This is a genomic window from Duganella sp. BJB476 (assembly GCF_003416895.1).
GTDB lineage: Bacteria > Pseudomonadota > Gammaproteobacteria > Burkholderiales > Burkholderiaceae_D > Rugamonas.
The window spans coordinates 424,854-439,440 of sequence record NZ_QVIO01000003.1 but is presented as its reverse complement, the minus strand read 5'-3'; the positions used below and the strand labels follow the sequence as shown (position 1 = coordinate 439,440).

Genomic DNA, 14,587 nt, shown 5'->3' with positions numbered 1-14,587 from the left:
GAGCACATGATGGGTATCGGGAACTGGAAGATAGGGGTCCGGCTGGCCGCCGGACTGGGCGTGTCGATGGTCTTCATGATCGGCATTTCGGCCATCGGCATCGGCAATCTTGGCAAGTTGAATAACAACACCCAGGATCTGCAGGCAGACAAGATACCCAAGGTCATACTGGCCTACGAAACGATAGGCGGTCTCAACGACGTGGCCCGCGCGATGCGCAACGCCATGCTGTCCAAGGACCCCGAGGTCGTCAAGGCGGAACTGGCGCGGGTGGAGCAGCGCAAGGCAGACAACGCCACCCGCCTCGACAAGCTCGGCGTGCTGATCTCCGACGATGAGGATCCGCAGAGCAAGGCCAGGCTGCAAGCCGTGCTGGAAGCGCGCGACAAATACACGGTGGTGCAAACCGCCTTCCTCAAGATGTCGGCCGATGACAGCAAGCGCGAAGAGTCGGTCGCCTATCTGCTGAGCACGGTGCGCAAGGAACAAACCGCCTACCTGAACACGCTGACCGAACTGGTCAAATTCCAGAACGCGGCGATCGAAGAAGCCAGCACGGTGGCCGAGCAATCCTACTCCAGTTCGCGCAACATGATGATCTTGCTGACGGTGATCGCCACCGCGCTGGCCTCGTGGGTGTTGTACTGGATCACGCGCAGCATCACGCAGCCGCTGAACCGCGCCGTCGGCATGGCGCAGGCGGTGGCGGGCGGCGATCTCACCATGCAGATGGAGTGCGACACCACCGATGAAACCGGGCAGCTGCTGCGCGCGCTGATCGACATGAACGACAGCCTGGCGCGCACCGTCGGCCAGGTGCGCTCGGGCACGGATACCATCGCCACCGCCTCCAATCAGATCGCCAGCGGCAACCTGGATTTGTCCAGCCGCACCGAGCAGCAGGCGTCCAGCCTGGAAGAGACCGCATCGTCGATGGAGGAATTGACGTCGACCGTGACGCAGAACGCCGAGAACGCGCGCCAGGCCACCAAGCTGGTGGTGGCGGCGTCGGACTTCGCCACCAAGGGCGGGCAGGTGGTCGGCCAGGTGGTGACGACGATGGGCGCGATCAAGGAAAGCTCGAGCAAGATTGTCGACATCATCAGCGTGATCGACGGCATCGCCTTCCAGACCAATATCCTGGCCCTGAATGCGGCGGTGGAAGCGGCGCGCGCCGGCGAGCAGGGGCGTGGCTTCGCGGTGGTCGCTTCGGAGGTGCGGACGCTGGCCCAGCGTTCGGCCAGCGCCGCCAAGGAGATCAAGGAATTGATCGCGCGTTCGGTGGAGACGGTGGATGCCGGATCGCTGCTGGTCGATGAGGCCGGCGCGACGATGGGTGGCATCGTCAAGGCGGTCAAGCAGGTGGCCGACATCATGACGGAAATCAGCGCCGCCAGCAGCGAGCAGAGCACGGGGATAGAACAGGTCAACCAGGCCATCGTCTCGATCGACGATGTGACGCAGCAGAACGCTGCGCTGGTGGAAGAAGCCGCCGCGGCCGCGCAAAGTATGCGCGACCAGGCGGACTTGCTGGCGCAGGCGGTCAGCGTGTTCAAGCTGGCGGGGCAGCCGTCGCATTCGACGCCGTCCCGCAAGCGGACCTTGTTGGCCGTCCCGGCCTAGATCACCAGCTGTAACCCGCCTTGGCGTAGTAGTAACGGCCGTTGAAACCGTTCGGCGCGAAGCCGCTGTACGGATTGATGCCGTTGTTGTTGAGGTTGCCCGCCGAAGTGACCTGGTCCGGATAGCGGTTGGTCACGTTGTCGATGCCCGCGCTCAGGCGCCAGTTCTTGTTCAGCTTGACGCTGCCCGACAAATCCAGCACCCACTGCGGATCGTAGACCTGGTCCAGCGTGGCGTTATTCTGCGGCACGGTGAAGCTGCCGTAGCGCGTCACCACGCCGCGCGCGCCCCAGGCGCCGAGCGACCAGTCGGTCGCCAGGCTGAACTTGTCCTTCGGCGAACCGACGGTCAGGCGGTTGATGGTCTGGCGGTCGATCAAGGTCAGGCCGTTGGCGGTCAGGATGGCCGGGTTGTCGTTCACGTGCTCCAGCGAGTTCTTGTTGTGGTTGTAGGCCGCGGTGAAGTCGTAGCGGCCCGCGCTCGTGGTCTCCCAGCGGTAGGTGCTGACCACGTCGACGCCGGTGGTGCGGGTGTCGATGGCGTTGGTGAAGTAGCGGCCCGCGCCCACCAGGATGCCTTGCTTGGCCAGCGCCGCCTGCAGCGCCGGCGACAAGGTCATGTTGGCCGACAGCGCCACGCGGTCGTCGATGTCGATGCGGTAGGCGTCGACCGAAGTGTTCCAGTTGCGGGTCGGCGACCATTGCACGCCGAGGCTGTAGTTGCGGGCTTTCTCGGCCTTCAGCGGGGTCGCGCCCAGCGCCGAGGCGGCGGCGCTGCCGACCGCGAAGGTGCCGGTCTCGATTGGCGTGTTGACATTGTTCACCACCGAGAAGTTGGTGGTGGTGATGGTGTAGAACTGCTGCGCCAGCGACGGCGCGCGGAAGCCGGACGAGGCCGTGCCGCGCAGCGAGAAGTCCGGCGTGAACGCATAGCGCGCCGAACCCTTGGCCGAGGTGGTGCTGCCGAAATCGCTGTAGCGCTCATGGCGCAGCGCGCCCGAGGCGGAGAACTGCTTGGTGATTTCCGCTTCCAGGTTGGCGTAGATCGATTCGTTGTGGCGGCTGTTGCTGCCGGCGTTGACCGGACGGAAGCCGGAGAAGCCCTGCGCGCCGGTGCCGATGTAGGACGCTTCGTCGCCGGCGCCGATTTCGTATTTCTCGTGCCGCGCCTCGACGCCCAGCGCCACCGTCAGCGGGCCGCTGAAGGCCGCCACCGGATATTCCTTGGCGACGTCGAAGTTGAACAGCTGCTGCGTGTTCTTCAGCTTGCCTGCGTAGAAGTGGGTCGGGCTGTTCGCGCCCAGCGTCTGGTTGACGGTGTGGTCCAGGTCCAGCTGGAATTCATTGCTGCCGTAGTTCAGGCTGGCGTCCCAACGCCATCCGCCCGCTTCGCCGCGCAGGCCGGTGACCAGCGAGGTATCGGTCGATTCGCTGTTCTCCAGCGGCAGGAAGCCTTCCGGGAACAATGGCGTGCGCTGGGCCGTGCCGTTCAGCGCGGTGCGCCAGGTGGCGGCGGCCGAGGTGTTGCGCTGGCCATAGTTGGCGAAGGCGTACCAGTCGATGTCGTCGTTGATGCGGTACTGGCTGTTGACGAACACGGTGCGCGGACGGGTTTCCGGATCGCCGAAGCGCTGGTTGACCTTGCCGTAGCGCGGCTCGGCCGGATTGCGCAGGTCGGGGCCGGCGCGGTTGGTCGGATCGCGGTCGGCCGCTTCCAGCGCCACCCGCACCCAGCCCTGGTCGCCGAGGTTGAAGCCGGTGGAGCCGCGCACCGTGATGGCCTTGCCGTCGCGCTTCTGGTACTCGCCGAAGCCCACTTCGGCCTCGCCGCCGGTTGCGCCTTTTTTCAGGATGATGTTGATCACGCCGGCAATCGCGTCCGAGCCGTACTGGGCCGCCGCGCCATCGCGCAGCACCTCGATGTGGTCGATGGCCGCCAGTGGAATCGCGTTCAGGTCGACCGGCGCCGAGCCGCGCCCTTGGGTGCCGTTGACGTTGACCACCGCCGTGGTGTGGCGGCGCTTGCCATTGACCAGCACCAGCGTCTGGTCCGGCGACAGGCCGCGCAGTTGCGCGGGGCGCACGGCGTCGCTGGCGTCGGCGCCGGACGGGCGCGGGAAGTTCATCGACGGCAGCAGGCGGCCCAGCACGGTGGCCAGTTCGGTCGAGCCGCTCGCCTGCAATTCCTTGGCGCCGATGACATCGACCGGCGATTCGGAATCGATGGTGCGGCGGTTCTTGGCATAGGTGCCGGTGACGACCACGGACTGCAACTCACCGTCGGCGGTGGCTTGCTGGGCGAAGGCGGGAATCACGACGGTGGCGATCAGGCTGCTGAGCAGGAGGGGGCGGGCGATTCGGCGTGTGCTCATGTGACGGTCTTTCTACGTTAGTGATGAGGAAAGCTTACCAGTGCGCAAAGTTGTTGCACACGAATGGTTACGTCTAATGATATTCAAGATTTGGATAACGTGCAGGCGCGCCGGGCTTTTTGCGCATGAGCGATGGAAGAGTGTTGTTTAAAAGCGCCGGGGGGGCAAGTCTGACATTCGAACACGAGCTGTGCCGTAATGCGATATTACGGCACAGCTCGTGTCCGAATGTCAGACTTGACCCCCAGGGGTTTATTGGCCGGGATTGGGAATCGCGGCGTGGATGGCGTCCACTTGCGCCAGTACTTCGTCCGGCAGTTGCAGGCCGTAGGCGTCGATGTTTTCCTTCAGCTGCGACAGATTGGTGGCGCCGATGATGGTCGAGGCGACGAACCAGCGCGAGTAGCACCACGCCAGCGCCAGCTGGGTCGGCGTGATGCCGTTGGCGCGCGCCAGCTCGGCGTATTGCGCCACGGCCGACACCACCGTCGGACGCAGGTAGCGCGGGCTCCAGGTCACCGGGAACATGGTCAGGCGGCCCTTGGCTTTCGGGTCGTCGTGGTACTTGGCCGTCAGCTGCCCGAAGGCCAGCGGGCTGTAGCCCAGCAGGCTGACGTTCTCGCGGAAGCAGGTCTCGTCCAGCAGGCTGGTCTCGAAATGGCGCGCGGTCAGGTTGTACAGGTTCTGGATGGTGGCGATGCGCGGCAGGCCCTGCATCTCGGACTGCTTGATGAACTCGTTCACGCCCCAGCACGATTCATTGGAGACGCCGATCGCGCCGATCTTGCCTTCCTTGATCAGCGCGCCCAGCGCGGCCAGCGTTTCCTCGATCGCCACGCACTCGCGCTCCAGCTTGGGATTGAAGGCGTTGGAGCCGAACACCGGCACGTTGCGGCTGGGCCAGTGCAATTGGTATAAATCGATATGGTCGGTTTGCAGCCGCTGCAAGCTGGTCTCGACCGCCGCGCGCAGATTGGCGGCGTCGAAGTTCTGCTTGCCTTCGCGCACCCAGGTGATGTGCGGGCTGGGACCGGCGGCCTTGGTGGCCAGCACCACCTTGCTGCGCGCGCCGCTCTTCTTCAGCCAGCTGCCGATGTAGCGCTCGGTCGAACCCTGCGTTTCCGCGCGCGGCATCACCGGATACATTTCCGCCGTGTCGATGAAGTTGACGCCGCGCTCCAGCGCATAGTCCAGCTGGCTGTGCGCGTCGGCTTCGGTGTTCTGCTCGCCGAAGGTCATCGTGCCCAGGCAGATCTTGCTGACGCTCAGGTCGCTCGTGCCAAGTTGTGTCTGCTGCATGCCGCCTCCTTATTTGCCGCGTACGGCGTCCGCGCAATCGCGCACCAGCGCCGGACCCGCGTAGATCAGTCCACTGTACAGCTGCACCAGCTGCGCGCCGCACTCCATTTTGACCTTGGCATCGGCGCCGCGCATGATGCCGCCCACGCCGATGATGGGTAGCGCATCGCCCAGTTCGGCCTTGAGCAGGCGAATCACCGTGTTGGAAAACTCGAACACCGGCGCGCCCGACAGGCCGCCCGCCTCGGCGCCGTGCAACATGCCGGTGACGGCGTCGCGGCTGAGCGTGGTGTTGGTGGCGATCACGCCGTCGATCTTGTGGCGCAGCAGCGCGTCGGCGATGTTCTTGACCTGGTCGCCGTCCATGTCCGGCGCGATCTTCAGCGCCAGGGGCACGTAGCGCTTGTGCTGGTCGGCCAGGCGCAGCTGGGCTTCCTTCAAGGTGCCGAGCAGGCCGTCCAGTTCCGAGCCGCCTTGCAGCTGGCGCAGGTTCTTGGTGTTCGGCGACGAGATGTTGACCGTCACGTAGCTGGCGTATGGGTAGACTTTTTCCAGGCAGTGCAGGTAGTCGTCGGTGGCGCGTTCGATCGGGGTGTCGGCGTTCTTGCCGATATTCAGGCCCAGCACGCCGGCCTTGTCCTGGTAGAAGCGCGACGACTGCACATTGGCGACGAAGGCGTCGACGCCGCCGTTGTTGAAGCCCATGCGGTTGATGATGGCTTGCGCTTCCGGCAGGCGGAACATGCGCGGCTTGGGATTGCCCGGCTGCGCGCGCGGCGTCACGGTGCCCACTTCGATCGAGCCGAAGCCCAGGTCGGCCAGCGCGTCGATGTAGGCGCCGTCCTTGTCCAGGCCGGCGGCCAGGCCGACCGGGTTCTTGAACGTAATGCCCATCACGGTGCGCGGATCGGCCTTGGGCTGCTTGACCAGCTTGGTCAGGCCCAGGGCGGCGGCGCGCTTGAGTGCGGGAAGGGTGAAATGGTGGGCGGCTTCGGCGTCCATCGAAAACAGCATCGGACGGGCCAGCGAGTACAGGAATTTTTCGGACATGGGGGAGCTCTTGTTGTAGTTCCCCGTATTTTATCAGGCGTCCAGCACGCTCCACACGCCCTTGATGCGCGCCTCCAGCGGCTTGAAGTTGGTTTTGTAGGACATCTTCGGACTTTCCTTGATCCAGTAGCCCAGGTAGACGTAAGGCAGCTTCAATTCGCGCGCCTGGGCGATCTGCCATAAAACGTTGAAGGTGCCGTAGGAAGCGCCCTCGACATCGGGATCGAAGAAGGTGTAGACCGACGACAGGCCGTCCGACAGCACGTCGATGATGCTGACCATGCGCAGCGTGCCGCCGGGCTCGCGAAACTCCACCAGCCGCGTGTTGACCCGGCTTTGCAGCAGGAATTGCGCGTACTGGTCGCGGCTGTCCTGGTCCATGCCGCCGCCGGCGTGGCGCTTGCTCTGGTAGCGCAGGTAGAGGTCGTAGTGCTCGTCCGAGAACGACAGCGTGGCGACGCCCGCCGTCAGGTCGCCATGCCTGGCCCAGGCGCGCCGCTGGCCGCGGTTGGGGCTGAACTGGTCGGCCACCACCCGCACCGGGATGCAGGCCTGGCAGCCGTCGCAATACGGACGGTAGGTGAAGATGCCGCTGCGGCGGAAGCCGTTTTTCACCAGCTCGGAGTAGACGTCTGCGTTGATCAGGTGCGAAGGGGTAGCCACCTGCGAACGCGCCTGGCGCGCGTCCAGATAGCTGCAAGGGTAGGGCGCCGTGGTGTAAAACTGCAGCGTCGCGAAAGGCAGATCGTTCAGGTGCGTCATGCACGTCCTATCGAGGGCGGGTGGTTTAGACCTATGATAGCGCCAAGTTTCGCAAGGCGCTTGTCACCTTTAGCTTAACTGTCCGCAGCCAGTGGTGCAATGGGTTCCCACACGGTGATCTGAGGCAATTCAATATTGTTGCGCAGATGCGCCAGGAATTGCGCGCGGGGAATCGGCGCCGCGCCCAGCGAGGCCAGGTGGCCGGTCTCCTGTTGGCAATCGATCATCTTTACACCGTGCTGGCGCAGGAAGCGCACCAGGTAGGCCAGCGCGATCTTGGAGCCGTCGGTGACGCGGGCGAACATCGATTCGCCGTAGAACATGTGGCCGATCGACACGCCGTAGGCGCCGCCTACCAATTGGCCGTCCAGCCACAGTTCGGACGAGTGGGCGTAGCCCAGCCGGTGCAGGCCGGTGTAGCCGGCGATGATGTCTTCCGAGATCCAGGTGCCGGGGCCGTCCCGGCGCGGCGCAGCGCAGGCCCGCATCACCTGCTCGAAGGCGCTGTCGAAGCGCACCTGCCAGCGGCCGCCGGCGGCCATGTCGCGCTCGACCTTGCGCAGGGTTTTCTTCAGGCTGTCCGAGATACGGAATTGCTCGGTCATCAGCACCATGCGCGGATCGGTGCTCCACCACAGGATGGGCTGGCCTTCGGAAAACCAGGGGAAGATGCCGTTACGGTAAGCCATCAGCAGCCGCTGAGGCGACAGGTCGGCGCCGGCCGCCAGCAGGCCGGGCGCGTCGGTGGTCAGAGCCTGGGCGACGTCGGGGAAGGGGCTATCGGTTTCCAGCCATGGGATCATAGGGACAGCGTCACGTAATCAGAGGTCCGAACGCATGTTGCGGGTGATGTCCTGGGTGTGGAAGCCGTAGTCGCCGCCCTCGCGCATTCTTGCGCGGTCGGCGAAGAACAGTTCCAGCGTGGTGCGGATGGTGGGGAAGGCCAGCTCGTCCCACGGGATCTCCGCTTCGCTGAACAGCTGCACTTCCAGGCTTTCCTCGCCGGGAGCGAACTCCAGGTCCAGCAGCGTGGCCAGGTAGAACAGGTGTACTTGATGCACGCGCGCCACGTTCAGCAGCGAGAACAGCTGACCCAGCTCAATGTTGGCGCCGGCTTCTTCCTGGGTTTCGCGGATGGCGCCTTCGGCGGTGGTTTCATTGTTTTCCATGAAACCGGCCGGCAGCGTCCAAAAGCCGTGGCGGGGCTCGATCGCGCGTTTGCACAGCAACACTTTCAGTTCGCCGTCGCGTTCCCACACGGGGATGGAGCCCAGCACCATTTTCGGGTTCTGGTAATGGATGGTGGCGCAGTTGCCGCACACATAGCGCGGACGGTTGTCGCCGGCCGGGACGGCCAGGCTGACGGGGGAGGCGCATTCGGAACAGAATTTCATAGGGGATAGCTCAGTCGATAAGTAGGCTCACTTTGGCTACTTTACACCGATTGAAGCCGGTGCGGCATGGCCTATGCCTATAGGTAACTGCATATATTCGGACTATCGCAGCCGATTTACGGATTAATATTGCCTAAACCAATGATCTGCCCTATAATAACTACATACAGACGCGGGGTGGAGCAGTCTGGCAGCTCGTCGGGCTCATAACCCGAAGGTCACAGGTTCAAATCCTGTCCCCGCAACCAAATTTGAAGCCGTTGATACCGTCAGGTATCAGCGGCTTTTTCGTTTCCGCGACTACAAAACCTCCCTTTCCCTATAATCGATGTTCTTGTGGGGAGTGTTTTCATGCGAAAAATCCGACCGACCTCCATTGTGGTTTTCCTATCCATGCTGACGCTGGTGCTGCTGCTTGCGGTGCTGAGCGCCTACTGCGGCGTGGGCAACATTCCCGGTCTCGGCGATTTCAGGGGCGTGGCCGTCAGCGCGGCGGCGGTGTTGCTGGTCTACTTGTACGGCCTGCTTGTATTTCGTATTTTCTTGTGGGCGCAGCCCCTGCATGATGGAAATATTGAATTCGGTTCCAGGCAGGAGTTCATCTATCAGGTGTATGTCCTGTTCTACCTGATACTGTTCAATTCCTTGATACGCGGCGGAATTATTCCGATCCCCATCATGCGGATGATCTATCTTGCGCTGGGCGCCCGCCTGGGCGCCAATACCTACAGCTCCGGCATCATCTACGACCCGTCGTTTGTGACGATAGGCGCCAACAGCGTGGTCGGCGAAACGGCCTTGCTGGTGCCGCATGTGATCGAGGGCGACACCTTGGGCCATTATTTCATCACGATAGGCGACCACGTGACGATAGGCGCCCATGCGGTGGTCTTGTCCGGCGTGACGATAGGCGATAACGCGATCGTGGCGGCCAATTCGCTGGTGGCCAAAGGCACGCGCATCGGCAGCGGGGAAGTGTGGGGCGGCAGCCCGGCACGCCGCTTGAAATAAAACCAGGCAATGAAAAAGGCCGGCGCCCTGAAGCGCCGGCCTGTATCGATTGCTAGCCCTGACGACGGACTATTTCTTCTGCTCGCGGCGACGGCCGAGCGAACCCATTCCGAAGATGCCTGCGGCAACCAGCGCCAGGGTGGCTGGCTCAGGTACGGGCGTGAACTGCTGGGCGCCATCGATGTTCAACACGAATTGCGAGTCCGTGTTGGGACCGGTGGCGATGCCATTGACCAGCAGCGGGCGCGTGAAGTCAGGCGCGGCGGGGCCGGGGAAGTTGAGCGTGGTGTCGAACCGGGTACCGGCCAGGGCCGGCGAGACGAAGGCCGCGTTGGTGAACAAGACCGTGCCGATCAACGTCGCCGAGCCTACGCCGGTGGCGCCAGGCGTACCGGAGGTGCCGGTTGCCAGGAAGGTCGACAGTTCGCTATCCCAGGTACCGGACAGCATCAGCGCGCCATCGGTAAAGCCGGTGCCGGCCGCCTGATTGGCATTGGGGGCTTTGTCGAAATAAATCGACCAGCTGCTGCTGGTGGCGGGCGTGAAGGTGATCGCCACCGAGGAGCAACCTGCGTTGAGGCAAGTTCCCCGTTCGTGCAGGGTGGCGACCGTCGTCAGCTCGTAGGTACCGACTGCGGGGCCGGGGGCGGCGACACGCAGGTCCGGCGTGGGCGACGTGGTGTTGATGACGCCGGCGAAGGCTTGATACGTCAGGGTGAAATCGACGAAATCGCCGGTGTTGTTGGCGGGGGTGAGGTTAAAGCCCTGAACCAGGCCCGCGCCGTTCTGATGCCAGTCGATGCCGGTGAAGTTCTGGAGGATGCCGTCGCCGCCCAATGCCGAAGGGGCGGCCGGTTCACCTGGGTTGCCCGCAAAGATCACATTGGCGGCACTGGTGGTGTTCAGCGTGGTCGCCTGAGCTGCGCTGGCAGCAAATAGCGCTCCCAGCAGAGCGCCTAGTATGCTTGATTTTTTCATTTTGTTTCCTTCCTTGATGATTGGAGTATCGCTACGCTAGGGTGGGGTTTCAATACCTTGCCGACCATTTGGAGTTAGTCAGCTATCCACTACTAAGCAAATGCCAAGCCATGATTGAAGGATTTTCTAAGCATCTGTTTTTAAAGTGTTTTTTAAAAATATCTTCAGCGCGGAGGCATAGCGTGTAAAGAAAACCGACAGGCGCCTACAAGGACTCCAGCATCGCCTTCACCTCGGCGCGTTGCGGGAAGTCTTTGTTGGCGGCCAGCAGTTGTTCGAACTGGCGGCGCGCGGCGCGTTTGTCGCCGGACTTCATCAGCGCCACGCCGAGGTGGTAGCCGATGTCGGGCACGTTGGGCGTCAGGGTCTTGGCTTGTTGCAGCAAGGGCAGGGCGCGGCCTGTTTCGCCTTTCTCCAGCAGGATCCAGCCCAGGGTATCGAGGATGCCGGGATTGGCGCCGGCCAGCTGGTAAGCCCGTTCGGCGGTCGCCAGCGCGCGTTGGTCCTTCTCCTGCTGGTAGGCCCAGGCCAGGTTGTTGAGCGCCACGGCATTTTTCGGATCTTGCCGGACGATAGCCTCGAATGAACTGATCGCCGGCTTGTATCGCCCTGCCGCCAGATCGGCACTGGCCTGGTAGAGCCGGAAGCTGGGCTCGTTTGGATGTTGCTGCAGCCATTGGGTGGCATGCAGGCTCGCTTCCCTGGTCTTGCCCGCCAGCAGCAGGGCCTGGTGGATCTTGATTGCCAACGGCGGCAACTGCTCCATCTTGTATGCCCGCTCGTAGGCGCGCAGCGCGTCTTGCGGTTTGTGCTGGGCCATCCAGATGTCGCCCTCCAGCGTCAGCCCCGCCGGCATCTCGGGCCGCTGGCGCTGTACGGTTTGTGCGATGGCCAGCGCTTCCGCGTAGTTTTTGCCATCCACCAGCAAGGTGGTCGCCAGGACTTGGGCTTCGAACCAGTCTTCCTGCAAGCGCAAGGCTTTCTTGACAGAATCGAGGGCGCCGTCATTGTCCTTGAGCGCGACCTGGGCATAGGCGATGCGCAGCTGCACCGCAGCCGACCCCGGTTGCAATGCGGCCAGCTTGGTATAGTTTTCCAGCCCGGCTTCGTAGTTGCCGTTCGCAGTCTGGACCTGTGCCAGCAGTATCAGCGCGTCGGGATCGGCGGGATGGCTGGCCTGGATGGTCTGTGCCAGCTTCAGCGATTTTTCCTTGGCGCCGGTGCGCAGGTAAAGCGTTGCCAACTGCAATGCCGGGGTCAAGGCCTCGGGATGGTCGGCGGTGGCGCGCTCCAGCCAGCGCACCGCTTCCGCGTTGTTATTCTGTGTCAGGGCCAGCTTGGCCAGGCCCGTCATCAGGCCCACGTTTTTCTTGTCCTTGGCGAGCGCCGCTTCGTAACGCTGGCGGGCGCGTTCGGGTTTTTTCTCCATCAAGTCCATTTGCGCCAGATTGTCGAGGGCCGACGGGTAGGCCGGGTCCAACACCAGCGCCTGTTCGAAGCTGGCGCGCGCGCCAGCGAGGTCGTGCTTGGACAGCAGGATGCCGCCTTTCAGGTTTTGCACCAGCGGATTCTTGCCGTCGTGTTTTTCCATGGCCGTCACCGCCAGCAGCGCCTTGTCGTATTCCTTGTTGCGCAAGTGGGTCATCGCCAGCAGGATGCCGGCCTTGTCGTTCTTGTCATCCAGGGCGGTTGCCTGTTCCAGTTCGGCCACCGCGCGCTCCGACTCGCCGGCGCCAAGGCGGCTCAGTCCCAGCGAGGTATGCAAGCTGGCTGTTTGCGGCGCCAGGTCACTGGCTTTCTGGAAATAGTCGGCCGCCTTGGCGAAATGCCTGCCTTGTATCTGCGCCTGTCCCGCCAGGGCCAGCAGCTCCACGTCCGTCTGATGCGTCTCCAACACCGGCTCCAGTACGGCGATGGCGTCGTCGGTCTTGCCACTTTTCAAAAGGATGCCGGCCAGGCGCTTGCTGGCGTAGACATGGTGCGGATTCGAGTCGAGAAATTTGCGCAGCGTTAGCTCGGCTTCCAGATACGAGCCCATGGCCATTTGCACGGATCCCATCAAGAGCAAGCTGGGCATGTGATCGGGAAGCACCCTCAATATCAGCTGCAGCGAATCGCGCGCCGCCGGATATTTCGCCTCCTGAAAGTCGAGCAGGGCCTGGGTGTAGATCACCTGCAGGCTGTTGGATGAGATCTTGCGGGCGGCTTCGATTTCGGCTCGGGCCTCGGCCAGTTTTTTGTCCTGGATCAGCAGGGTGGCGCTATCGATATGGGCTTGTGCGTTGTTGGGCTGGAGGGTCAGGATTTGCTTGTTTATCAGCAGGGCGGCCGCGGTCTTTCCTTGCTGGCGCAAGAGGTCGCCCTTGAAACGCAGGCACTCGATGTTGTCGGGATGCTTGGCCAGCGCGTGTTCGATATGTTGCGAGGCCAGGTCCAGGCGTTGCGACAGGGCGGCGATCCTTGCCTGGCCCAGCATCGCTTCGGCCAGGTCCGGGTTTTTCGCCAGCAGATCGTCGAACAGTTGCTGGGCTTGCGCCGTGTCGCCCAGGCCCAGGTAGGCGTTGGCACGCAATATGAGCAGCTCCGTCTGGTGCGGGCTGGAAGGGTCGGGTTTGATTTCGTCGAGCAGTTTCTTGAATTGCCCTTGCATCAGCATCACCTTGCCCAGGCGGGGCATGACTTCCGTCGCGCCGATGCCCAGCGCCTGCGCCTTGCGCACTTCTTTCTCGGCGGATGCGATATCGCCCGCTTCGATATAGACCTCGCCCAGCAGCAGGCGGGCGGGCGCGCTGTCTGGAGCTTTCTGCAGCGCGTTTTTCAGCTCGATGATGGCGGCCTTGGTCTCGCCCTTGGTGCGATATTGCCGGGCCTGGGCCATCAAGCTGTCGGTGTCGCGCGCGGTGTTGCAGGCGCCTAGCGTCAGCGTCAGCAGCACAGCGGCCAGACGCGGTACGCGATGGCGCCGGTTGGTTGAATTTTTGCTGAATCGTATCATCGAGGTCTCCTGGACGTGGGGGCACCTCCGCGATCTTAGGTCGCAATATGGACCTCGGCCTTACGCTTGATCAAGCCAGCGTGGCGTAGGCGGTCCTGATGTAGTCGAGCATGGCGGGGGGGATCCAGGTGCCGCTCAGCAGCGCGGGTTCCTGGTCGTGCGCGGCGCGGATCTTGGCCAGCGTGGCCGGGTCGCCGCCGATCTGCGACAGGTAAAGCGTCATCCACTGGCGCGCCAGCGCTTGCGCCGACGGCGCATCGTGGGCGACGCCATCTTCCAGATGCTGATGCACGCCGGCGATCAGCGACATCCACTGGTCCTGGTTCTTGCCGCTGTTTTCGCGCATGGTGCGCATTTCGTCGGCGTTGAGATAGCGCGCGTAGATGGCCAGCTTGCGCGCGCCGAACGCCGCCGACACGTATTCCTTCAACGCCGGCGTGATGCGGGTTTGCTGTTGCGCCTTGGCCTCCCGATCCAGCATGACGGTCAGGCGGCGCGCGAATTCGGGATTGGCGGCGGTATCGTGCTCCAGCATCCGCATCCAGCGCTGCGACAGCTCGCCCGCACGCGCATCGTCGGGCGGCGCGCCTTGTTCTATCAGCGTTTCCGCCTCGTCCACCAGCGCGGCCCAGGCGGTGTTGCGGCGCGCGTGCTGCTGCCAGAAGGGCAGGCGCTTCAACTCCTCGCGAGTGAAGTATTTGTCGTACAGGTCCATTTCCTCCAGCGTCGCCAGCCAGTCCGACAGCTCGGGGCTGCGGCCGCTGCTCAAGGTGTCCTGTAGTTGCGTGAGTTGTAGTCGCAGCGTGGTCGCCTGTTCGATCTGTTTGCCCAGCGCGGCGATCTGCTGCGCGACGATGTCGGCAAACGGCGCGTCCGGGCTGGCGAGGAAGGTGGCGATATCGGCCAGCGACATGCCGAAGCGCCGCAGCGCCTGGATGTGATGCAGGCGCGCGACGTCGTCACGGTTGTACAGGCGGTAGCCGGAAGCGGCGCGCGCCGACGGTGTCAACAGGCCGATGCTGTCGTAGTGATGCAGCGCGCGCACCGTCAGGCCGGAGCGCGCGGCCAGTTCGCCGATCTTCAGTACGGTTTTTTCCATGCCCC

The 14,587-nt window shown here is 63.4% G+C and carries 11 protein-coding genes and 1 tRNA gene; 3 read left to right on the top strand and 9 right to left on the bottom strand.

Features of this window, described 5'->3' with window-relative positions; translation table 11 throughout:
• Positions 1–6 precede the first annotated feature (6 nt).
• Positions 7–1,623: a methyl-accepting chemotaxis protein gene (locus D0T21_RS15315; RefSeq protein ID WP_301546340.1), complete on the top strand. Its 1,617-nt coding sequence runs from the start codon at positions 7–9 to the stop codon at positions 1,621–1,623.
• Position 1,624: 1 nt separating this feature from the next.
• Here the strand turns inward: D0T21_RS15315 and D0T21_RS15310 are convergent, their stop codons facing one another.
• The 6 genes from D0T21_RS15310 to D0T21_RS15285 form a co-directional block, all read right to left on the bottom strand.
• Positions 1,625–3,994, bottom strand: coding sequence for a TonB-dependent siderophore receptor (locus tag D0T21_RS15310; RefSeq protein ID WP_116990466.1), 2,370 nt, complete (start codon positions 3,992–3,994; stop codon positions 1,625–1,627).
• Positions 3,995–4,246: 252 nt separating this feature from the next.
• On the bottom strand, positions 4,247–5,293 hold the full coding sequence (locus D0T21_RS15305; RefSeq protein WP_116990465.1) for an aldo/keto reductase: 1,047 nt from the start codon (positions 5,291–5,293) through the stop codon (positions 4,247–4,249).
• 9 nt (positions 5,294–5,302) lie between these two features.
• Positions 5,303–6,343: a quinone-dependent dihydroorotate dehydrogenase gene (locus D0T21_RS15300; protein ID WP_116990464.1), complete on the bottom strand. Its 1,041-nt coding sequence runs from the start codon at positions 6,341–6,343 to the stop codon at positions 5,303–5,305.
• Between the two features lie 33 nt (positions 6,344–6,376).
• Positions 6,377–7,105: an arginyltransferase gene (locus D0T21_RS15295; protein WP_116990463.1), complete on the bottom strand. Its 729-nt coding sequence runs from the start codon at positions 7,103–7,105 to the stop codon at positions 6,377–6,379.
• 74 nt (positions 7,106–7,179) lie between these two features.
• Entirely contained in the window at positions 7,180–7,908 is a 729-nt protein-coding gene (gene aat, locus D0T21_RS15290) for a leucyl/phenylalanyl-tRNA--protein transferase (protein ID WP_116990462.1), read from the bottom strand.
• 18 nt (positions 7,909–7,926) lie between these two features.
• Positions 7,927–8,499 carry an NUDIX hydrolase gene (locus D0T21_RS15285; protein ID WP_116990461.1) on the bottom strand — a complete coding sequence of 191 codons (573 nt, stop codon included), beginning with the start codon at positions 8,497–8,499 and terminating at the stop codon, positions 7,927–7,929.
• Between the two features lie 171 nt (positions 8,500–8,670).
• Between D0T21_RS15285 and D0T21_RS15280 the strand changes: the two genes are divergently transcribed.
• Together D0T21_RS15280 and D0T21_RS15275 are read left to right on the top strand one after the other, a co-directional pair.
• Positions 8,671–8,747, top strand: a tRNA-Met gene (locus tag D0T21_RS15280).
• 103 nt (positions 8,748–8,850) lie between these two features.
• Complete coding sequence (locus D0T21_RS15275; protein ID WP_116990460.1) at positions 8,851–9,510, top strand: DapH/DapD/GlmU-related protein; 660 nt, start codon at positions 8,851–8,853, stop codon at positions 9,508–9,510.
• 69 nt (positions 9,511–9,579) lie between these two features.
• Here D0T21_RS15275 and pepA read toward each other — a convergent pair whose 3' ends face one another.
• The 3 genes from pepA to D0T21_RS15260 all read right to left on the bottom strand — a co-directional run bounded on the left by pepA (position 9,580) and on the right by D0T21_RS15260 (position 14,582).
• On the bottom strand, positions 9,580–10,488 hold the full coding sequence (gene pepA / locus D0T21_RS15270; RefSeq protein ID WP_116990459.1) for a flocculation-associated PEP-CTERM protein PepA: 909 nt from the start codon (positions 10,486–10,488) through the stop codon (positions 9,580–9,582).
• A 205-nt stretch (positions 10,489–10,693) separates the two neighbouring features.
• Positions 10,694–13,483 (bottom strand): XrtA/PEP-CTERM system TPR-repeat protein PrsT, encoded by a 2,790-nt coding sequence (gene prsT / locus D0T21_RS15265; RefSeq protein ID WP_116990458.1) that lies wholly within the window; start codon positions 13,481–13,483, stop codon positions 10,694–10,696.
• 70 nt (positions 13,484–13,553) lie between these two features.
• Positions 13,554–14,582 carry a MerR family transcriptional regulator gene (locus tag D0T21_RS15260; protein ID WP_116990457.1) on the bottom strand — a complete coding sequence of 343 codons (1,029 nt, stop codon included), beginning with the start codon at positions 14,580–14,582 and terminating at the stop codon, positions 13,554–13,556.
• Between the last annotated feature and the right edge of the window lie 5 nt (positions 14,583–14,587).